General features: G+C 63.3%; 21 protein-coding genes. 10 read left to right on the top strand and 11 right to left on the bottom strand.

Features of this window, described 5'->3' with window-relative positions; genetic code table 11:
• Positions 1-11: 11 nt before the first annotated feature.
• The 3 genes from mtaB to J5286_RS20690 all read right to left on the bottom strand — a co-directional run bounded on the left by mtaB (position 12) and on the right by J5286_RS20690 (position 3,928).
• The gene (mtaB, locus tag J5286_RS20700; protein WP_209215379.1) at positions 12-1,286 is read right to left on the bottom strand and encodes a tRNA (N(6)-L-threonylcarbamoyladenosine(37)-C(2))-methylthiotransferase MtaB; all 1,275 of its coding nucleotides are present in this window, start codon (positions 1,284-1,286) and stop codon (positions 12-14) included.
• Entirely contained in the window at positions 1,283-2,194 is a 912-nt protein-coding gene (gene dapF, locus J5286_RS20695; protein WP_209191927.1) for a diaminopimelate epimerase, read from the bottom strand. Before dapF ends, mtaB begins: the two co-directional genes overlap by 4 nt.
• A gap of 726 nt (positions 2,195-2,920) precedes the next feature.
• The gene (locus J5286_RS20690) at positions 2,921-3,928 is read right to left on the bottom strand and encodes an MBL fold metallo-hydrolase (RefSeq protein WP_209191926.1); all 1,008 of its coding nucleotides are present in this window, start codon (positions 3,926-3,928) and stop codon (positions 2,921-2,923) included.
• 317 nt (positions 3,929-4,245) lie between these two features.
• On the opposite strand from J5286_RS20690, the gene ffh reads away from it, so the two are divergent.
• The 5 genes from ffh (at position 4,246) to trmD (ending at position 7,973) form a co-directional block, all read left to right on the top strand.
• Complete coding sequence (gene ffh, locus J5286_RS20685) at positions 4,246-5,823, top strand: signal recognition particle protein (RefSeq protein ID WP_209191925.1); 1,578 nt, start codon at positions 4,246-4,248, stop codon at positions 5,821-5,823.
• A gap of 16 nt (positions 5,824-5,839) precedes the next feature.
• Positions 5,840-6,160, top strand: coding sequence for a chorismate mutase (locus tag J5286_RS20680; protein WP_018901910.1), 321 nt, complete (start codon positions 5,840-5,842; stop codon positions 6,158-6,160).
• Positions 6,161-6,211: 51 nt separating this feature from the next.
• Positions 6,212-6,580: a 30S ribosomal protein S16 gene (rpsP, locus tag J5286_RS20675; protein ID WP_209191924.1), complete on the top strand. Its 369-nt coding sequence runs from the start codon at positions 6,212-6,214 to the stop codon at positions 6,578-6,580.
• Between the two features lie 119 nt (positions 6,581-6,699).
• A complete protein-coding gene (gene rimM / locus J5286_RS20670) occupies positions 6,700-7,284 on the top strand; it encodes a ribosome maturation factor RimM (RefSeq protein WP_209191923.1) in 585 nt (194 codons plus the stop codon).
• An 8-nt stretch (positions 7,285-7,292) separates the two neighbouring features.
• A complete protein-coding gene (gene trmD / locus J5286_RS20665) occupies positions 7,293-7,973 on the top strand; it encodes a tRNA (guanosine(37)-N1)-methyltransferase TrmD (RefSeq protein WP_209192011.1) in 681 nt (226 codons plus the stop codon).
• Between the two features lie 380 nt (positions 7,974-8,353).
• Here trmD and J5286_RS20660 read toward each other — a convergent pair whose 3' ends face one another.
• On the bottom strand, positions 8,354-9,811 hold the full coding sequence (locus tag J5286_RS20660) for an NCS1 family nucleobase:cation symporter-1 (protein ID WP_209191922.1): 1,458 nt from the start codon (positions 9,809-9,811) through the stop codon (positions 8,354-8,356).
• Between the two features lie 524 nt (positions 9,812-10,335).
• Between J5286_RS20660 and rplS the strand changes: the two genes are divergently transcribed.
• Positions 10,336-10,872, top strand: coding sequence for a 50S ribosomal protein L19 (rplS, locus tag J5286_RS20655; protein WP_047508847.1), 537 nt, complete (start codon positions 10,336-10,338; stop codon positions 10,870-10,872).
• A gap of 85 nt (positions 10,873-10,957) precedes the next feature.
• Here the strand turns inward: rplS and J5286_RS20650 are convergent, their stop codons facing one another.
• On the bottom strand, positions 10,958-11,323 hold the full coding sequence (locus J5286_RS20650) for a hypothetical protein (protein WP_209191921.1): 366 nt from the start codon (positions 11,321-11,323) through the stop codon (positions 10,958-10,960).
• Positions 11,324-11,594: 271 nt separating this feature from the next.
• On the bottom strand, positions 11,595-12,038 hold the full coding sequence (locus J5286_RS20645) for an SRPBCC family protein (protein ID WP_209191920.1): 444 nt from the start codon (positions 12,036-12,038) through the stop codon (positions 11,595-11,597).
• A 471-nt stretch (positions 12,039-12,509) separates the two neighbouring features.
• Here J5286_RS20645 and J5286_RS20640 point away from each other — a divergent pair, with 471 nt between their 5' ends.
• The 4 genes from J5286_RS20640 to J5286_RS20625 all read left to right on the top strand — a co-directional run bounded on the left by J5286_RS20640 (position 12,510) and on the right by J5286_RS20625 (position 16,506).
• Positions 12,510-13,307, top strand: coding sequence for a transporter substrate-binding domain-containing protein (locus J5286_RS20640; protein WP_209191919.1), 798 nt, complete (start codon positions 12,510-12,512; stop codon positions 13,305-13,307).
• A 43-nt stretch (positions 13,308-13,350) separates the two neighbouring features.
• Positions 13,351-14,175: an amino acid ABC transporter permease gene (locus tag J5286_RS20635; protein ID WP_209192010.1), complete on the top strand. Its 825-nt coding sequence runs from the start codon at positions 13,351-13,353 to the stop codon at positions 14,173-14,175.
• Between the two features lie 269 nt (positions 14,176-14,444).
• Positions 14,445-15,854, top strand: coding sequence for a 3-isopropylmalate dehydratase large subunit (gene leuC, locus J5286_RS20630; protein ID WP_111562604.1), 1,410 nt, complete (start codon positions 14,445-14,447; stop codon positions 15,852-15,854).
• A gap of 121 nt (positions 15,855-15,975) precedes the next feature.
• Positions 15,976-16,506 carry a SixA phosphatase family protein gene (locus J5286_RS20625; RefSeq protein WP_209191918.1) on the top strand — a complete coding sequence of 177 codons (531 nt, stop codon included), beginning with the start codon at positions 15,976-15,978 and terminating at the stop codon, positions 16,504-16,506.
• 119 nt (positions 16,507-16,625) lie between these two features.
• Here the strand turns inward: J5286_RS20625 and J5286_RS20620 are convergent, their stop codons facing one another.
• The 5 genes from J5286_RS20620 to ccmA all read right to left on the bottom strand — a co-directional run bounded on the left by J5286_RS20620 (position 16,626) and on the right by ccmA (position 20,012).
• Entirely contained in the window at positions 16,626-17,270 is a 645-nt protein-coding gene (locus tag J5286_RS20620) for a DsbE family thiol:disulfide interchange protein (RefSeq protein ID WP_245206350.1), read from the bottom strand.
• Positions 17,267-17,458: a heme exporter protein CcmD gene (gene ccmD / locus J5286_RS20615; RefSeq protein ID WP_209191917.1), complete on the bottom strand. Its 192-nt coding sequence runs from the start codon at positions 17,456-17,458 to the stop codon at positions 17,267-17,269. Before ccmD ends, J5286_RS20620 begins: the two co-directional genes overlap by 4 nt.
• A 4-nt stretch (positions 17,459-17,462) precedes the next feature.
• Positions 17,463-18,224: a heme ABC transporter permease gene (locus tag J5286_RS20610; protein ID WP_209191916.1), complete on the bottom strand. Its 762-nt coding sequence runs from the start codon at positions 18,222-18,224 to the stop codon at positions 17,463-17,465.
• Between the two features lie 47 nt (positions 18,225-18,271).
• Complete coding sequence (ccmB, locus tag J5286_RS20605) at positions 18,272-18,931, bottom strand: heme exporter protein CcmB (protein ID WP_018902259.1); 660 nt, start codon at positions 18,929-18,931, stop codon at positions 18,272-18,274.
• Between the two features lie 433 nt (positions 18,932-19,364).
• Positions 19,365-20,012, bottom strand: a complete 648-nt coding sequence (gene ccmA / locus J5286_RS20600) for a heme ABC exporter ATP-binding protein CcmA (protein WP_209191915.1) — start codon at positions 20,010-20,012, stop codon at positions 19,365-19,367.
• Positions 20,013-20,265 lie beyond the last annotated feature (253 nt).

The following is a 20,265-nucleotide window of genomic DNA, read 5'->3' as shown; positions in this document are numbered from 1 at the left end:
ATTCCGTCAGGTCAGGCCGCGGAGGCGGCCGTCAGTTGCATGTCGAGGTGCTTGCCGTTGTGGCCGACGATATCGACCTCGACCAGCGCGCGGGGGCTTAAGCCCGGCGCTGCGACAAGCGTGAAGTTTTCCGTATGCGCCAGTCCGTTGTTTTCCACCAGCAGCCATTGCCGCGTGCCGACCATCTCGTCGAGATGGGACTGATGCAGCATATGTCCAGTGGCGCGCAACCGTGCGGCCCGCTCCTTGACCAACGCCCGGTCGAGCTGCGGCATCCGTGCCGCCGGTGTTCCCGGTCGCGGGCTGTAGGGGAAGACGTGCAGATGCGCGATCCGCGCATCCTCGGCGAGCCTCACTGCATTGCCGAACATCTCTTCCGTCTCGGTCGGGAAACCGGCGATCATGTCGGCGCCGATCGAGATCTCCGGCCGCAGCCTTCTGACCTCGTTGACGAAAGCAAGCGCATCGGCGCTGGAATGCCTGCGCTTCATCCGCTTCAGGATCATGTCGTCGCCATGCTGCAGCGACAGATGCAGATGCGGCATGAAGCGCGTTTCGTCGGCGATGAGATCGAGGAGATGTCGGTCCGCCTCGATGCTGTCGATCGACGACAGACGGAGACGCCGGATGTCGGGCACCTGCTTCAGAAGCGTCTTCGCCAGCAACCCCAGCGTCGGCTCGCCCGGCAGGTCGGCGCCGTAGCTGGTGGCGTCGACGCCTGTCAGCACGATCTCGCGATAACCGCTTTCGGTGAGCTTGCGCGCCTGATCGACCACCGATCCCATCGGCACCGAGCGCGAATTGCCGCGGCCATAAGGGATGATGCAGAAGGTGCAGCGGTGGTCGCAGCCGTTCTGCACCTGGATGAAGGCGCGCACGTGGCCGTCGATATGCTTGACCATCTGCGGCGCGGTCGCCTTGACGCTCATGATGTCGTTGACGCGCAGCTTCTCTTCGGCCGAGACGCCGAAATCCGGAAGCGCGCGATAGTTGGCGCTCGCAAGCTTCTCTTCGTTGCCGAGCACAGCGTCGACCTCGGCCATCTCGGCGAAGGTGTGTTTCTCGGTCTGCGCGGCGCAGCCAGTGACGATGATGCGGGCTTCAGGATTGTCGCGACGCGCGCGGCGGATCGGCTGGCGCGCCTGGCGCACGGCCTCGCCCGTAACGGCGCAGGTATTGACCAGAATGGCGTTGTTCAGCCCGGCCTTCTCGGCCTCGGCCCGCATCACTTCGGATTCGTAGGTATTCAGACGACAGCCGAAGGTGATGACCTCGACCCCACTCACTTGGCTTCCGCCCCCGGAGCCTCGACCGCCTCATCACGCTGCCAAGCGCCGGTCACGGGATCGACGGTGCCGGACCATTCCCATTCGGCAGGACCGGTCATGACGACGTGGTCGTCCTCACGCCATTCGATGGTGAGCGGCTGCCGGCTCGGCGCGGTGGCGACATCGATCGTGACCTTGCGGCCGGTACGGCCGGTGCGCGCGGCGGAGACGCCTGCTGCGCAGGCGGCCGAACCGCAGGCAAGCGTCAGGCCGGCGCCGCGCTCCCAGGTGCGGGTGCGCAGGCTCGCGTCGGACGTCACCTGCGCAAGCGTGATATTGGCCTTCTCGGGAAACATCGGGTGATTTTCGAGCAGCGGCCCGAAGCGCTCCAGATCGAAGCTCATCGGATCCCTGTCGACCCAGAAGATCGCATGCGGATTGCCGATCGACATGGCCGAAGGCGAATGCAGCACCGGATTGTCGATCGGTCCGATCTGCAGCTCGATGCGGCTGGTATCGAAGAACTCTTCCGCAAGCGGGATCTTGTCCCACTGGAAAACCGGTCGGCCCATGTCGACCGAGATCGTCCCATCCTCGTGCTCGGCGGCGTTCAGGATGCCGGCGACGGTCTGGAAAGTGAAGACCTTCTGGCCGGTCTCGGCCGACAGCGCCTGCACCACGCAGCGCGTGCCGTTGCCGCAGGCCTGCGCCTTGGTGCCGTCGCAGTTCAGGATATCGATCCAGGCATCGGTGCCCTCGGCCTTCGGATCGTGGATCGCCATGATCTGGTCGAACTGGGTCTCGGAGGCCGCATTGAGCGCGATCGCGGCTTCGGGTGTGACCTTGTCCTTGCGCCCGCGCATGTCGACAACCAGGATCTTGTTGCCAAGCCCGTTCATCCTCGCGAATTCGACCGTTGCGCTCATTGTCTCATGTCCATGTGTGTTTGGGCTGTATATGGCGGAAATGCGCGGGAATTACCAGTGGCGGCGTGATCGGCCCATCCGCTCCTGTCCACACCGTGGCGGCGGGGAAAATTTCGCGGCACGACCGAGAAGCATCCCGACATTATCAGCATGATAGCGAAATTCGGCGCGCCTCGTTATCCCCGTCATCCGGCGTCGCTCCACAATGGCCATGTCATCGGACAGGGAGCCGGGTTCGCGAACCGGTAACGCCAAGGTTGGCATCCGGCGTTCGGTGATGGTTGTCAGAGGTGGTTCCAAGGCCGTCAGGGCCGCGGGATCATCCGGCAAAGAAAGGCCGAGAGACGCTCCTGTCGGCTTAGACGAACCGGAAACCTTGAAGCAATCGGGCAGGTGGAAACGCCTGACACACATACCAACCATACAATGCCGCCTGCCCGTTCCCGTTTTTATGGGGCACCGCCCGCTGCCGTCGCCGAGTCTTGCTCGGGCGCGGGGTTTTGTGGTGTCGTGGTGGTGCCAAGTGTCCACGGACGTCGAGCAAGTGGGACCGTGCTTAGATCCTCGGGACGAGCCCGAGGATGACGATGGAGTGAGTGGCGTTCGCTCGTAACCTATTGAAAGCGTGAGGTGAAATAAATTCTCGACGTCATCCTCGGGCTTGTCCCGAGGATCTAACCACGCCTCCCGGAACGCAACGGTCATGGATGCGAAAACCACCGCCCATCACCCCGCTGGCACATCAAACACCTCGCCGGCCCTCAGCGGCCGGAACCGCTCCCGCGCCACCCCATGCTCCCGCAACGCAGCCTCCAATGCCCGCACCGGCGCGTCCATCGCCTCGTCGGTCAGCTGAAACGTCGCGAAGTGGTGCCCCGCCACATGGGCGGCGTTGGCGAGTTGCATGCCGTGGACGGCTTCGTCGGGGTTCTGGTGCTGGCCCTGCATGAACCAGCGCGGCTCGTAGGCGCCGAAGGGCAGGATAGCGAGGCGGAAGGGTCCGTGTTTCTCTCCGGCCGAGCGATAGTTAATGCCGTCGTGAAAGCCGGTGTCGCCGACGTGGTAAATCTTGCCCGATGGAGTCGAGATGACGAAGGACGCCCAGAGCGCCATGCTGCGGTCACCAGTGCCGCGCGCCGACCAGTGATGCGCCGGCTCGGCGTCGAGGGTGATGGCGTCTGATATCGCGATGCGGTCGCCCCAGTCCACGGTGGAGATCTTGGCGTCAGGCGCGGCGCGGCGGATGATCGTGTCGTTGCCGAGCGGGGTGATGAAGTGGGGCCGGTGGGCCGCCTGCAGCCGCTTCAGGGTTGCGACGTCGAGATGGTCGTAGTGATTGTGCGTGACGAGCACGAGGTCGATCTTCGGCAAGTCCTCGAAACGGATGCCGGGCGCGGTCACCCGCTTCGGGCCGGCGAAAGAGAAGGGGCTGACACGGTCGGACCAGACGGGGTCGGTGAGGATATTGAGGCCCGCCACCTGCACCAGCATCGAGGCGTGGCCGACCATGGTCACCCTCAGGCCGTCGCCTTCGACGCAGGCATCGGGTTTGGCCTGCGGGAAGGGGCTCGGCACCTGCTTTTGCCAGCTCTGCCGCTCGCCGTTGAACTGCCAGCGCAGCATGGCGCGGAAGCTGAGGGGCGCGATGCCGCCGGGGTTGAAGAAGCGGGTGCCGTCGAAATGGTCGGTGACCGGGCCCTGGTAGTAGGGATTTTGGGGTTTGGCGTTTGCCATGCGGTGGGAGCCTTGTCGCCGTGATATGCTGTTCGGGCCTCTGCATTTGGGTTGCCGCGTCGGCTTTTGAAAGGCCGAGAACCGCTTATTTGCCCTGATTGCCTTGACTCTCCGGCCGTTTTCCTGTTTACCGCCGCTCAATCTGCGACGAGCTTCAAGACTCGAGCCACCGACCGGGACCCGCAAAGGTATAAATCGATCCCGGAGGTCCACACCCGACAGCGCGATGCGCCCTCGGGTGCTTTTTGGCTATGCGTCTTGTTTTCGTCAAGGAAAAGCACAAGGTTTCCCTATCCGGAAATCACAAGGAAGAGCCGATGTTTGAGAACCTCCAGGACCGTCTTGGATCCATTCTGAATGGACTGACAGGCCGTGGCGCGCTTTCGGAGGCCGATGTTTCCGCAGCGCTGCGCGAGGTTCGCCGTGCGCTTCTGGAGGCCGACGTCGCGCTCGACGTGGTGCGCGCCTTTACCGATCGCGTTCGTGAAAAGGCCGTCGGCGCCGAGATCCTGAAGTCGATCAAGCCCGGCCAGATGGTCGTCAAGATCGTCCATGACGAGCTGATCGAGATGCTCGGCGGCGAAGGCGTGGGCGTCGACCTGCATGCGGCGGCCCCCGTCGTCATCATGATGGTCGGTCTGCAGGGCTCGGGCAAGACAACGACGTCTGCGAAGATCGCCAAGCGGCTTACCGACCGCGAGAAGAAGAAGGTCCTGATGGCGTCGCTCGATACGCGACGCCCGGCCGCCCAGGAGCAGCTGCGCCAGCTCGGCGTGCAGACCAATGTCGATACGCTGCCGGTCATTGCCGGCCAGTCGCCGACTGATATCGCCGCGCGCGCCGTGCAGGCAGCCAGGCTCGGCGGCCATGACGTCGTCATCCTCGACACCGCCGGCCGCACGCATATCGACGAGCCCTTGATGGTCGAAATGGCCGACATCAAGAAGAAGTCGGACCCGCATGAAATCCTGCTGGTCGCGGATAGCTTGACCGGTCAGGACGCCGTCAACCTGGCGCGCAACTTCGACGAACGCGTCGGCATCACCGGCTTGGTGCTCACCCGCATGGACGGCGACGGCCGTGGCGGTGCGGCGCTTTCGATGCGTGCCGTCACCGGCAAGCCGATCAAGCTCATCGGTGTCGGCGAGCGCATGGGCGAACTCGAGGAGTTCCACCCGCGCCGTATCGCGGACCGCATTCTCGGCATGGGCGACATCGTTTCGCTGGTCGAGCGCGCCGCCGAAAACATCGACGCCGAAAAGGCGGCCGCCATGGCCGCCAAGATGGCCAAGGGCAAGTTCGATTTGAACGACCTCGCCGACCAGCTGCGCCAGATGCAGAAGATGGGCGGCATGGGCGGCATCATGAGCATGATGCCCGGCATGGCGGGGATGAAGGACAAGATGGCTTCGGCCGGCCTCAACGACAGCCTGTTCGGCCGCCAGCTCGCGATCATCGGTTCGATGACCAAGGCCGAGCGTGCCAACCCCGACATGCTCAAGCATTCGCGCAAGAAGCGTATCGCCGCCGGTTCCGGCACCGATGCCTCCGACATCAACAAGCTTCTGAAGATGCACCGCCAGATGGCGGACATGATGAAGATGATGGGCGGCAAGGGCAAAGGCGGCATGATGAAGCAGATGATGGGCGGCCTTGCCGGCAAGATGGGCCTCGGTGGCCTTGGCGGCGGCATGGGCGGCATGCCCGATCTCTCCAACATCGATCCGAAGCAGCTCGAAGCCTTGCAGAAGCAGGCGGAAGCCGCTGGCCTCGGCAAGCCGGGCGGCGGCATGCCGGGCCTCGGCGGCGGTGGTTTGCCAGGTCTCGGCGGCGCCAAGCTGCCCGGCCTCGGCGGTGGTTTTCCGGGCCTTCCCGGCCTGCCAAAGAAGAAGTGAAGGGGTCGCCCAGACTATGATTGATCCTGAAATCAAAGCCCAGCTTTTGAGCTATCGCCAGTCGATCGACAATATCGACGCGGCGCTGGTGCATATCCTGGCCGAACGGTTCCGCTGCACCAAAGAGGTCGGCGTTCTCAAGGCCAAGTACAAGTTGCCGCCGGCAGACCCGGCGCGCGAGGAATACCAGATCGAACGCCTTCGCCACCTGGCCAAGGATGCCAATCTGGATCCGGATTTCGCCGAGAAGTTCCTGAACTTCGTCATCAAGGAAGTCATCCGGCATCATGAGCAGATCGCAGCGGATCACGCCGAAAACGGCGCTGCTGCAAAGTAACAAGGCCGCTTCAACAAAAAGCGGTTCAGACACATCCAAGGAGTAAAGAAAATGGCACTGAAAATTCGTCTCGCACGCGGTGGTTCCAAGAAGCGCCCGTACTACCACATCGTTCTAGCTGACGCCCGTTCGCCGCGCGACGGCCGCTTCCTCGAGAACCTCGGTTCCTGGAACCCGATGCTCGCCAAGGACAACGATGCCCGCGTCAAGCTCGACGCCGACCGCATCGCTCACTGGATGGCACAGGGTGCACAGCCGACCGACCGCGTTCTGCGCTTCCTGAGCGAAGCTGGCCTTGCAAAGCGCGAAGCCAAGAACAACCCGGAAAAGGCAAAGCCCGGCAAGCGCGCTCAGGAGCGTGCAGCTGAAAAGGCTCAGAAGATCGCCGACGCTGCAGAAGCTGCTGCTTCCGCGGAATAATTCCGGGCTTCGGCCTTGATCGAACGGGCGGCATGGCGACATGCCGCCCGTTTTCGTTTCCATTCCCGTTCACTTCGGTTATGACGAACCAAACCTCCGGCTTCGACATTAGGGACGCCATGACAAAGCTAGAAAATCCGGTGCTGATGGCAACGATCGGTGGCGCGCAGGGGCTGCGCGGCGAAGTGCGCGCCAAGTCCTACAGCACAGATCCGACCGCGCTCGGCGATTACGGCCATTTGCACAGCATGGACGGCCGCACCTTCGAGGTGCTTGAGATCCGCGAGATGAAGAATGTCGTCGTCGTGCGCTTCCGGGGGATCAACGACCGCAATGCCGCCGAGGCGCTGAACGGTCTGGAGCTCTATATCGACCGCGACAACCTGCCCGACGACGAGCTCGAGGAAGACGAGTTCTTCTACGCCGATCTTGAGGGCCTTGAGGCCGTCGACGACCAGGGCGTCAGCTACGGCACCGTCACCGGCATCTTCGATTTCGGCGCCGGCGACCTGCTCGAACTGAAGGGTCCCGGCAAGCGCCCGGTGCTGATCCCGTTTTCGGAAGCCTCTGTGCTGGAGATCGACCTCGAAGCCGGCAAGATCACCATCGATCCGCTGGCCTCAGGCCTCGTCGACAGCGACGATGACGGCCCGTCGTTTACGCCTGACAATTCCGGCGGCGAAAAATCAAAGAAAAAGAAGTGAGCGATAAGATGGCCTTCCGGGCGACTGTCCTGACACTCTACCCGGAGATGTTTCCCGGCCATCTCGGCTATTCGCTGGCCGGCAAGGCGATGGAACGCGGCCAGTGGGCGCTGGATGCCGTGCAGATCCGCGACTTCGCCACCGACAAGCACCGCACCGTCGACGACACGCCGGCCGGTGGCGGCGCCGGCATGGTGCTGAAGCCCGACGTGCTCGCCCGCGCCATCGATACGGTCTCCGAAAACGACACCCGCCCGCGCCTGCTGATGAGCCCGCGCGGCAAGCCGCTGACGCAGAAGCGCGTGCGCGAACTGGCAGCCGGCGAAGGCGTCATCATCGTCTGCGGCCGTTTCGAGGGCGTGGACCAGCGGGTGATCGACGCGCGCCAGCTGGAAGAAGTGTCGATCGGCGACTACGTGCTCTCGGGCGGCGAGCCCGCAGCACTCACCGTGCTCGACGCCATCGTCCGCATCCTCCCCGGCGTCATGGGCAACGATCTCTCCGGGCTACACGAGAGCTTCGAGGGCGGAATGCTGGAGCATCCGCACTATACGCGCCCGCAGGAATGGGAAGGCCGCGAGATCCCCGCGGTGCTGACATCAGGCAATCACGGCGCGATCGAGAAATGGCGGCGCGAGCAGGCGGTGACGCTGACGCGTGCGCGGCGGCCGGATTTGCTGGAGGACTAGGGCTTGCGGCGACGGCGGGATAGTTGAGCGTCAGTGGTAACCCATTGAAACGCCGAGTGAAGCACCCTCTCGACGTCATCCTCGGGCTTGTCCCGAGGATCTAAACACGCTGCCCGGAGTCCAACGGTGCTGACATTTTTCGGCGAGGCAACGGCCGTCGTAGCGTCTCACCGACCTTTTGAGAGCAGGCTACCAAGCGTCCATCCGCGTCGAGCATGCGGGGACGTGCTTAGATCCTCGGCACGAGCCCGAGGATGACGGTTGAGTCAGTGGCTTCGCTCCGTAACCTATTGAAACGCCGCTCTAAACATCCCTCTCGAAGACGCGGCCAGCCGCATCCGTTGCAAAGAAATATGCCCGGCCGAAGCCGGGCATTTCGTTTATCGCGAGGCAGCACCGACGGCGGAGCCGCGGGTGGTCATGCGCAGGAGATAATAGACCCCGCCGCCGATGCCGACGCCGAAGAACCAGCCGTAGGTGCCCCACCATTCCGGCAGGACAGACGTGAAAGTCGGCAGGATGGAGGAGAAGAGCGCGCCGATCGCGAATGCGATGAAGGCGTTGACGTGCCAGCCGCTCTGGAAGCGGAACTCGCCGTCTTCGCGATAGAGCGCCGCGACGTCGAGCTCGCCCTTCCTGATCAGGTAGTAGTCCACCATCATCACCCCGAAGATCGGTCCCATGGTCGAGCCGATGAAGTTGACGAAGTGGGCGGCACCCGTCTCCCAAGGGGCGAAGGGATAGAGCACCAGCGCGATCAATGCCGCGATATAGCCGCCGCGCTTGAAGCTGATGTGGCGCGGGAAGACGTTGGAGAAGTCGAAGGCCGGCGAGACGAAGTTGGCGACGACGTTGATGCCGAGCGTCGCCACAGCGAAGGTGAGGGCCGCCAGAAGCGCCAGGAACCAGCTGTCGAACTTGGCCGAGATGGCTTCGGGATGCAGCAGCACCTCGCCATAGACGGTGAAGGCCGCGGTGGTCGTGACACCCGCCACAAGGCAGAAGGCGAGCAGGTTGATCGGCAGGCCCCAGAGATTGCCCTTTCGCAGCGTCTTCACGTCCTTGGCGTAGCGCGAGAAATCGCAGAAGTTCAGGTAGAGGGCTGCGAAATAGGTGATCCAGGTGGCGGCGACGGCGGCGAGTGCAGGCAGGGTGCCCGGCTCATAGGGGACGCCGGCGTCCTTGGTCTTTTCGATCAGCACGTCGCGCGGGATTTCGGCTCCGAAGGAGAAGGTGCCTGCCTTGACGACGAGATAGACGGCCAAGACGAGCATCATGATCCAGACGGCTGGTCCGGCCCAATCCTGGAACTTGCGTACCGTTTCCATGCCGCGCTGGATGATCAGGAGCTGCAGCGCCCAGACGATGACGTAGCAGATCACTTCCAGCGTCGAGTGGCCGAGGAAATGGCTGTTCTGGTGGAAAGCGAGAATGCTCTCGTTGCGGATCAGCAGCGCCACGATGGCGCCCGAGGCGGCGGCAGTCTGCGCGCCATACCAGAAGCAGGCAACGACCGCGCGCACCAGCGCCGGCGCATTGGCGCCGAAGGTGCCGAACGAGGCGCGCGCCAGCACCGGGAACGGCACGCCCGTCTTGACGCCGGCATTGCCGACGAGGCTCATCAGCACGAAGATGACAAGCGAGCCGAGGCCGATTGCGATGACGAAATTGATGAAGCTGCCGCACAGAAGAAAAAGACTGGCGGCGAGATAATAGCCCCACAGGCTGTGAACGTCCGAGGTCCAGACGTTGAAGATGCTGAAGGCGCCCCACTTCCTCTCCCGAGCGGGCGCCAGATCCTCGTTGTACAACGAGGGCGACGGATTGCCAGATGTCATGTAATCCCCTCCTAGGATTCGCGGGCCACAAAATGGCCACAATCGAACTTGCTCCCGATTTGGGCATTTGACAAATATTTAATCAAATAATGCACAGGGCGACACGAAGACCCGTCCGCACGCGGTATGAAGACCCCTCCCCAACCCCTCCCCACAAGGGGGAGGGGTTAACCTGTGGCGACCTCCCTGCCAACTCGTGTTCCTGGTGCTTGTAGAAAGGCTTCAGTTTGGGAGGGAAGGTGCGCCCAGCAAGCCCCTCCCCCTTGTGGGGAGGGGTTGGGGAGGGGGCTAAATGAGGACTTGGGAGCGACCCAATCACCATCCCCAATCACGAATCTCACGCTCAAGGGGTGACAAAGCCCGCGTGATAGAGTATGCGCACCCCCGGAATGGGAATTTCCCATCAACCAAGCAAAGAAAGACAGACGCATTCGCCCCTGCCTCACAGAGGCATAGATCCGAGGCATGACCCAAGGATTGATCGCAGGGCGCTCTGGTTGTCGAACCAACAATGAGGTTGACACATGAACATCATTCAGCAGCTTGAGGCCGAACAGGTCGCCAAGATCGAAGCCAAGCGCACGCTCCCGGAATTTTCTCCTGGTGATACCGTCCGCGTCAACGTGAAGGTCACGGAAGGCACGCGTACCCGCGTACAGGCCTACGAAGGCGTCTGCATCGCCCGCTCCGGCGGCGGTCTGCAGGAAAACTTCACGGTCCGCAAGATCTCCTACGGCGAAGGCGTAGAGCGCGTATTCCCGGTCTACTCGCCTGCCATCGAAAGCGTAGAAGTTGTTCGCCGCGGTAAGGTCCGTCGCGCCAAGCTCTACTACCTGCGCGACCGTCGCGGCAAGTCGGCCCGTATCGTTGAAGACACCGGCGTTCGCGCCCGCAAGCTCAACGACGCCGAGCGCGCCGCTCTCGCTCAGGAAAAGGCACGTCTGGAAGCTGAAAAGGTTGCAGCTGCTCAGGCTCTGGCAGCCGAGAAGGCAGCACAGGAAGCCGCCGAAAAGGCAGCTGCCGCTGAAGCAGCCGCCGCAGCCGAGCCGGCAGCGGAATAAGCTTCATCCGCAAGGATTGACGAAAAAGGCGACCTTCGGGTCGCCTTTTTTGTTTTGGTGATGGGTGTGGGCGAATGCGCTGCGACTAGGGCTCGATCCTTTGAGGCGCGGCGGCGATGGGGCGCACGCCATAGAGGCCGCTTGCCGGCAGCGGCATGCCGATCCACAGCAGAAGCAAAAGCCCACCTACCGCTTTCAGCCAGATGTTGCCGCGTGGGCGTGAAAACGAAATGGACGCCAGGACTTCCCGCGCGCTCTCGGCGTCGGCCGAGGGAACGCGAAGCTCGATACCGCCAAGTGCGGTCATGAAGTGGGGAACCATCGTCGTGTGATGAAGCGTGTGCGCAAGCACCCGGATGCCGGCGGCCTCCAGCGCGCAGATGGCCGACGCCGTTTCCGTCGGACCGTAGGCCCAGCCGGCGGTGGCAAAATCCGAAGGGCGGGGTGTCATGCTGGCTCCGTGACGGTGATTATTTCGACGTCAGGATAGCGGTTCCGCGTTAATGCAATCAAAAGACGCATTTGGTCGTTGGGTGAGGGTGTGGCGAATACCCCTCCCCAACCCCTCCCCACAAGGGGGAGGGGCCAACTTGTGGCACCGTAGTGCCGACAATGGGCGTTTCGATTGTTGGGAGGTTGCGGTTGTCGCTAGCGGTGAGCCTAGCGAGCCCCTCCCCCTTGGGGAGGGGGACTTGCGGAAAGTCGGCGAACGGATCTTCCCCCTACTCCGCAATCTCCGGCTCGATCAGCCGCGCCATATTGCGCAGCGATTCCTGCCAGCCGAGGTAGCAGGCTTCCGGCGGGATGAGGTCGGGGATGCCGGCCTGGGTGATGTTGATCTCGGTGCCGACCGAGACCTTCGTGAGTTCGACCGTCACTTCCATCTCGCCCGGCAGGTTGGGGTCGTCGAAGCGGTCGACATAGCGCACGCGTTCGCCGGGCACGAGTTCGAGGTATTCGCCGCCGAAGGAATGGCTGTTGCCTGATGTGAAGTTGCGGAACGACATCTTGAAGGTGCCGCCGACGGTCGGCTCGAAATGATGGACGCTGCAGGTAAAGCCATTCGGCGGCAGCCACTTGGCCATCGCGTCGGCTTCGATAAAGGCGCGGTAGACCTTCTCGGGCTTGGTGGCGAGAACGCGGTGCAGGCGGATGGTGCTTGGCATGGGGTGTTCCTCCGAAGTTGATGCGATGGGTTGGACCCTAAGGACGGACGAGGGATGGGTGATCCGACATCCGATTGGGATTTTGTTCAAGGGGGGAGATGGCCAGTGTTGTGCCGTGTGGCCCCCTCATCGCCTCGCTGCGCTCCGGCACTTCTCCCCGCTGGGGCGAAGGGGCTGGTGGCTGGCGTTGTGCGCCCCTCACCAAACATGTAGCGTTTTGTTTTGGCCGGGACAGCGCGGCATCTCCCCTTCTCCCCTCGGGGAGAAGGTGCCGGCAGGTCAGGTGCAGCTTGCTGCACCGGGGATGAGGGGGCCACGGGCGCAGACCTTGCCGTTACGCCTACCATTCTCCAAACACCCCCATTTTTAAACCACCATTCCCGATTTCCCTCGTCCTCGCACGCCAATCCCCTTGCCAGCGGCTTTGCAAACATGACAGTTTCCGCGAGCGCTATTTTGGGGAGATATTTCATGTTGTTTCGTCGCACCGTCCTTGCCGGACTGACCGCACTTGCTCTTTCGCCGCTCGCTGCCACCGCCGCCGAGCTTCCCGATCTCAAGGGCAAGACCGTCGTCGTCGTCACCGAGAACGCCTATCCGCCGCTGCAGTTCGTCGATCCGAAGACGGGCAAGCAGATCGGCTGGGAATATGATGCGATGAACGAGATCGCCAAGCGGCTGAACTTCAAGGTCGAGTACCAGAACACCAGCTGGGACGCGATGATCCAGGCGGTGTCCGACAACCAGTACAATATCGGCATGACCGGGATCACCATCAAGGACGACCGCAAGGCCAAGGTCGACTTCTCCGATCCCTACATGCGCTCGCAGCAGTTCATGCTGGTGCGGGGCGACGAGGCGCGCTTTACCGACGCCAAGACCTTCGGCGCCTTCAATGACGGCTTGGTCGGCGCTCAGCCGGGCACCTCGCCCTTCTATGCCGCCGTCTACGAGATCCTCGACGGCAACGAGCAGAACCCGCGCATCAAGCTGTTCGAGACCTTCGGCGCCACGGTGCAAGCGCTCAAGGCCGGCGATGTCGATGTGGTCTTGACCGACAGCGTCGCGGCGCAGGGCTATGTCGATGCGTCGAATGGCGGGCTGAAGGTCATCGGAGGGCCGCTCGGCACCGAGGATTTCGGCTTCATCTTCCCCAAGGGTTCCGATCTGGTCGGCCCGGTCAATGCGGCAATCGCGAGCCTGAAGGCCGACGGCACCTTCGACAAGCTCAACAAGACATGGTTCCTCGACTACAAGATGGGTCAATGATCCCGTCTGTCGTAACCGTATACCGCGCCCGGACTGAAGCATGATGGCTCCGCAGCCAAACCCGCGGGGCCAGGAGAGGGGCGACTATCCCTGGTGGCTGGTCGCTCTTGTCGTGATCGGCCTCGTGCTTGCCGCCGTCATCATCGCCAACGACGTCTATGCGCAGGTGTTCCGCACCGTGTTCAATGGCGTCGGCATCACCATTTTCGTGACGCTCGTCGGCTTTGCGCTGGCGACGCTGCTCGGGCTCGGCATAGCCCTGCTCGGGCTTTCGGACAGCGTAGCGCTGCGCCAGATCGCCCGCTTCTATGTCGAGGTTATCAGAGGCATCCCGATGCTGGTGCTTCTGTTCTATGTCGCCTTCGTCGGCGCGCCGGCCTTCGTCGCCGCCTATAATTTGCTGACCGCGCCGCTGGTGAATGCCGGGCTTACGGAACCGGTGCTGGTGCGCGATTTCTCCTTGATGTGGCGTGCGATCATCGCGCTGATGATCGGCTATTCCTCCTTCATCGCCGAAGTCTTCCGCGCCGGCATCCAGTCGGTTGATCAGGGGCAGATCGAAGCCGCCAAGGCGCTCGGCCTGTCGCGCTACCATCGTTTTCGTCTGGTCGTCTTTCCGCAGGCGATCAAGGTGATCTTTCCGCCGCTGTCGAACGATTTCGTGGCGATGGTGAAGGATAGTTCGCTGGTCTCGGTGCTCGGGGTTTCCGATATCACGCAGATGGGCAAGATCTACGCGTCCGGCTCCTTCCGCTTCTTTGAAACCTATTCGATCGTCACCTATATCTACCTGATCCTGACGATCGGCCTGTCGCTTGGCCTCAGGCAGATCGAGAAACGAATGCGCGGCAGAGACGGACGGCGATAAAGCGCTAATGAATCGAATTGCCGAGCATCGGAAAAATTGGTAAGTGACTGCTCATGGAATCCAAGTTCAGTTGCATTGGGGCGCATATTTTCGTGCTGCAGGATCACTACCGCCTGCCGGCACGCTTCTTTGCGACCGTTTCCGGTGCGCTCAACAGCCGACTTCGTTGATCCCTTTCTGATCGACCGACGGCCGGTGGCCTATGCGCCGCCAAGCTCCATACCCCCACTGCAAGCAAACGCCCTTTGCATAATAACGGATGTATCGCCATGAGCGCACCTCGTACCCTCTACGACAAGATCTGGGACGACCACCTGGTCGATCAACAGGACGACGGCACCTGTCTTCTCTACATCGACCGCCATCTGGTCCACGAAGTCACCTCGCCGCAGGCCTTCGAAGGGCTGCGCATGACGGGCCGCAAGGTTCGCGCGCCTGAAAAGACGCTCGCGGTCGTCGATCACAACGTGCCGACCTCGCCCGATCGCCATCTCGGCATCAAGAACGAGGAAAGCCGCATCCAGGTCGAGCAGCTGGCGATCAACGCGGCCGAGTTCGGCGTCGAATATTATTCGGCGAGCGACAAGCGCCAGGGCATCGTCCACATCATCGGACCGGAACAGGGCTTCACGCTGCCCGGCATGACGATCGTCTGCGGCGACAGCCACACCTCGACGCACGGCGCCTTCGGCTCGCTGGCGCACGGCATCGGCACGTCCGAAGTGGAACACGTTCTGGCCACCCAGACGCTGATCCAGAAGAAGGCGAAGAACATGCTGGTGCAGGTCGACGGCGTGCTGCCCGCTGGCGTCACCGCCAAGGACATCGTGCTCGCCATCATCGGCGAAATCGGCACGGCAGGCGGCACCGGCTACGTCATCGAATATGCCGGCGAAGCCATTCGCGCGCTGTCGATGGAAGGCCGCATGACGATCTGCAACATGTCGATCGAAGGCGGCGCCCGCGCCGGCCTGATCGCCCCTGATGACGTCACCTACGAATACATCAAGGGCAAGCCGCGCGCGCCGAAGGGCGAAACGCTCGACCAGGCGATCAAATACTGGAACACGCTGAAGTCCGACGAAGGCGCGCATTACGACCGCGTCGTCACGCTCAACGCCGCCGAACTGCCGCCGATCGTCTCCTGGGGCTCCTCGCCCGAGGACGTCATCTCAGTGCAGGGCATCGTTCCGAACCCGGATGAAATCGCCGACGAAAACAAGCGCACCTCGAAGTGGCGCGCGCTTGATTACATGGGCCTGAAGCCGGGCACGAAGATCACCGACATCGCCGTCGACCGCGTCTTCATCGGCTCGTGTACCAACGGCCGCATCGAGGACCTGCGCGCCGCCGCCAAGGTCGTCGAAGGCAAGACCGTTGCCGGCACCGTCAGCGCCATGATCGTTCCGGGCTCCGGCCTCGTCAAGGAACAGGCGGAAGCCGAAGGCCTCGACAAGATCTTCAAGGCCGCCGGTTTCGATTGGCGCGAGCCTGGCTGTTCCATGTGTCTGGCCATGAACGACGACCGCCTGAAGCCGGGCGAGCGTTGCGCCTCGACCTCCAACCGCAACTTCGAGGGACGCCAGGGCTTCAAGGGCCGCACCCACCTGGTGTCGCCCGCCATGGCAGCTGCCGCGGCCATCGCCGGCCACTTCGTCGATATCCGCGAGTGGAACTAAGATTTTCCAGCCTCTCCCGGTGACGGAAGAGGCTGGATTGCGCGATTTGGAAAGGACAGGCTCGGCCTGTCCTTTTTCGTTCATGGGGTTACAATTTCCCATCCCTCATCCGGAGAGCATCATGACACCAGCCACCCCGCTCCCGCGATACCGCCTGCTTCTGCTGCGCCACGCCAAATCCGCCTGGCCCGAAGGCGTCGACGACCATGATCGTCCGCTCGGCGGTCGCGGTTTGAAGGCGGCGCCGCTGATGGGGCGATACATGGCCCGCGAGGGGCTGGTTCCCGATCTCGCGCTGGTGTCCACGGCGCGGCGGACGCAGGAGAGTTGGGCGCTTGTCGGCGCGGAACTGCCTGATGATATCGAGCGACGGGATGTGGGGGAGATCTACGAGGCGGTGGCGGAGCGGATCGCGGCGGTTATCCGCGGTGTCGATGCTGCTGTTCGCACGCTGCTGGTCGTTGGGCATAATCCGGGGTTGCAGGAGCTGGCGATCGATCTTGTTTCGGCTGGGGAGAGCGTTGCCGGGCTCAGGGAGAAGTTTCCGACGGGGGCTTTGGCGGTGATTGATTTCGCGGTGGCTTGGGGGGATGTGACTGTTGGGAGCGGGGTGTTGGAGAGGTTTGTGGTGCCGCGATCTTTGGTGGGGTGATTGGAGGTTTGGCTGTGGTTGGCGTGGAGCCCGGAGCCCCCTCATCCCCGGTGCAACGAGTTGCACCGGGGATGAGGGGGCTCCGGGCTCAAGCGCCCGCTCTCATTCGCCGAGCCGCCCTACGACCCCGCCTTCCCCAAAGCCTTCTCCATCGCCGGATAAAGCCCCTCTTTCAAACTGATATCGTCGAACGGTCCAACCCGCTTGTAGAGGATCGTCCCATCCGGGCCGACGAGGTAGCTTTCGGGGATGCCGTAGACGCCCCAGTCGATGGCGGCTTGGCCCTTGGGGTCGATGCCGATCGCCTTGTAGGGGTTGCCGAGTTCGCCGAGGAAGCCCAGCGCGTTGTCGTTCTTGTCCTTGTAGTTGATCGCGACAATATTGAGCCGGCTATCCTTCGCCAGTTCCTTTAATATCGGATGCTCCTCGCGGCAGGGAATGCACCAGGAGGCGAAGACGTTGACCAGGGTCAGCTTGCCCTTGACGGCGGCGTCGGTGAGCGCCGGCAGGTTGGCGCCTTCGAGCGGCGGCAGGTCGAGCGACGGGGCCTTGGTGCCGAGCAGCGCCGAGGGAATCTCGGAGATGTTCTTGCCGTGCACATCCTGGTCGTAGAGCATCTTGCCCGCTGTGCCGGCAATGCCGGCGAAGACGAGAAGCGGGATCAGCGCGAAGGCGTAGCGGCCGAGGCCGCGCTTTTCCTTCGGCGTGCCGGGGGCGGCGGATTGCGTGGACTGCGTCGGCTCGGTGTTCGGCGCGTCGGTCATGGGTTCGCCTGTGCGTTCGGCGCATCCTTGGCGCGGGCGGAGCGGCGGCGGATGCCGGAGGCTTCGAGCGCTTTGAGTTCGCGGCGGCGGGCGCGGCCGTCTTGCCAGGTCCATAGCGTCACGGCGATGGTGATCAGGCCGGCGAAAAGGTAGGAGCCGTAGACGTAGAAGGCGTAGGACTGTGTCATCTCTTTAACCCTCGCGGCTTGCCAGGCGCGCGGCGAGCCGGCGCTGGGCGGCAATCCGGCGGCGCCAGATTTCGTTGCGGATCGCCATCACATGCAGCGTCAGGAAGAGCATGGTGAAGGCGATCGCCATGACCAGCAGCGGGCGAAGGAATTCCGGGTCGATCGCCGGGCCGTCGAGGCGCAGCACGCTTGCCGATTGATGCAGCGTGTTCCACCAGTCGACGGAGAACTTGATGATCGGGATGTTGACGAAGCCGACGAGGATCAGGACGGCCGAGAGGCGCGCGGCCTTGCTCGGGTCTTCCATGGCGCGGTTGAGCGCGATCAGGCCGAGATACATCAGGAACAGGATGAAGACGGAGGTGAGCCGCGCATCCCAGACCCACCACGTCCCCCACATCGGCTTGCCCCAGAGCGAGCCGGTAACGAGCGCGATCAGCGTGAAGGCGGCGCCCAAGGGGGCTGCGGCCTTTGCCGAGACATCGGCCAGCGGGTGGCGCCAGACGAGCGTGCCGATCGCCGACAGGCTCATGATCGTATAGCCCATCATCGACAGCCAGGCCGCCGGCACGTGGATATACATGATGCGGACGGTTTCGCCCTGCTGGTAGTCGCCTTCGGTCGTGAAGCTGAGATACAGCCCCACGATAAAACAGAGGGCGGTGATCCCGGCCATCCAGGGGATGAGGCGGGAAGCGAGCGCCAGGAACCGCGTGGGGTTGGCAAGATCGCTGAATTTGGTGATGGCAAGGCTATTCTCGGTCATGCCGTCTCCTTAGCGCGATCCGCCGCCACGGGCAATCAAGCCGATGATCAATCCGATGTGTTCCTGAGCGCCAATGCCGCCGCCGCCGGGCCGATGACGGCGAAGAACAGTGTCAGCGCGATCAGGATCAGGAAGGGCGGCAGGAAGGGGGCTGGTCCCTCGACGGCCGCATAGGTGGCGCTGACGCCGAAAATCAGCACCGGGATGGTGAGCGGCAGCACCAGGATCGACACCAGCAGGCCGCCGCGCGGCAGCGCCACGGCGACCGCCGCGCCGACCGCGCCGATCAGCGTGATGGCGGGCGTGCCGACCAGGAGCGTCAGCATGGTGGCGCCGATCGCTTTCTCGCTCATGTTCATGAAGAGACCGAGCAGCGGCGAGGCGATCACCAGCGGCAGGCTGGTGGCGAGCCAGTGGGCGAGGCACTTGACGAGAACGGTCAAGACCAGCGGCGTTTCCTGCATCAGCATCAGATCAAGCGCGCCATCGTCACGCTCCGCCTGGAACAGGCGGTCGAGGCCGAGGAGGGCTGCGAGCAACGCGCCGATCCAGACGATGGCCGGGCCGATGCGGGCGAGCAGGGCAAGATCCGGGCCGACGCCGAAGGGGATGACGGCGACGACGGTGAGAAAGAAGAGCACGCCGACGAGAGCGCCGCCGCCGGCGCGGATGGAGAGTTTGAGGTCGCGGAAGAGGAGGGCGGTCATGGGTGGGCCCTCGTTGGGGTGGGAACGATCGATTGGTTGGTGGGTTGGATACCCCCCTCTGCCCTGCCGGGCATCTCCCCCACAAGGGGGGAGATTGGCTGGGCGCAGCCGCTCGCTCCATATTCATTGTTTGGGGATGCCGTCGCAACGAGTCGATCTCCCCCCTTGTGGGGGAGATGCCCGGCAGGGCAGAGGGGGGTAATCCTGGCGCGACGACAACGTGCAGCATTTGCGGCTCGGCTATAGCTGAACTCAGCGCCCGTGGCCCCCTCATCTGCCTGCCGGCATCTTCTCCCCGTGGGGGAGAAGGGACTCGTGGCGGGCCGCTCGCGCCGAGCTCCCCTTCGCCCCAACGGGGAGAAGGTGGCCCGAAGGGTCGGATGAGGGGGCCACACCCGCTGAGCAACAACGGTGTATCTCGCAAACATCGCCATCACCCCCACACCCCAGCACTCACCCCCGAAAACCCCGCCATCCGCAACTCCCGCGCATCGCTCAACCCCAGCGGCTGATGCGTCGCCGCAATCACGATCCCGCCAGCCCCACGGTGCGCCTCGATCAACCCGGCGAAGAGCTGGTCGGCGCTGGCGTCCAGCGCTGCGGTCGGTTCGTCGAGGATCCAGACGGGGCGGTGGGAGACGAGGAGCTTGGCGAAGGCGAAGCGGCGTTGTTGGCCGGCGGAGAGGTAGCCGAAGGGGAGATGGGTGATACCCGACAGCCCCACCGCGTCGGCGGCGTCTTCGATCGACATGCCGGTGCCGCCGTCAGCATTACCGAGGTAGCGGCGCCAGAAAGCGAGGTTCTCGTCCACCGTCAGCTCGCTCTTCATGGCGTTGCGGTGGCCGAGATAGTGGCTGATCTCGGGGAGCCGGATGTCGGTCGCGCCGTTGGCATTGGTGACGGTGATCGTGCCCGTCTCCTGGCGCAGCAGGCCCGCCAGCACGCGCAGCAGGGTCGACTTCCCGGAGCCGTTTTTGCCAGTCAGAACCAGGGCTTCGCCCGATGTCAGGCTAAAGGAGACGCCTTCGAAAATCAGCTCTTCGCCCCTGAAGGCAGCGAGATCGGAGGCTTGGAGATGCATGGGGGTTCCGGGGTTCACGTTTTCAGTCATGCGATGCAAAAAAATCAGAAATGGTTGGTCCCTCTCTGGCAGCTTTTGCCGAAGTTATCTATATGTGGATTACCACGCCAGCGGTCGGCGTGAATTTCATCCTAGCGCCGAACATGAGGTCTGACTTCATGTGCGGACCGCGGAAATGGCCGTACCCGCATCCTGATGTGCCTTTAGTGCATAGGCGTCCGCACAATTGTGTTCGCGATCAGAAACGGGGTCT

Origin of the sequence: Rhizobium sp. 16-488-2b, from assembly GCF_017741815.1 — a bacterium.
GTDB lineage: Bacteria > Pseudomonadota > Alphaproteobacteria > Rhizobiales > Rhizobiaceae > Rhizobium.
The sequence above is the reverse complement of the archived record's forward strand: the minus strand, read 5'-3'. Positions and strand labels throughout refer to the sequence as shown.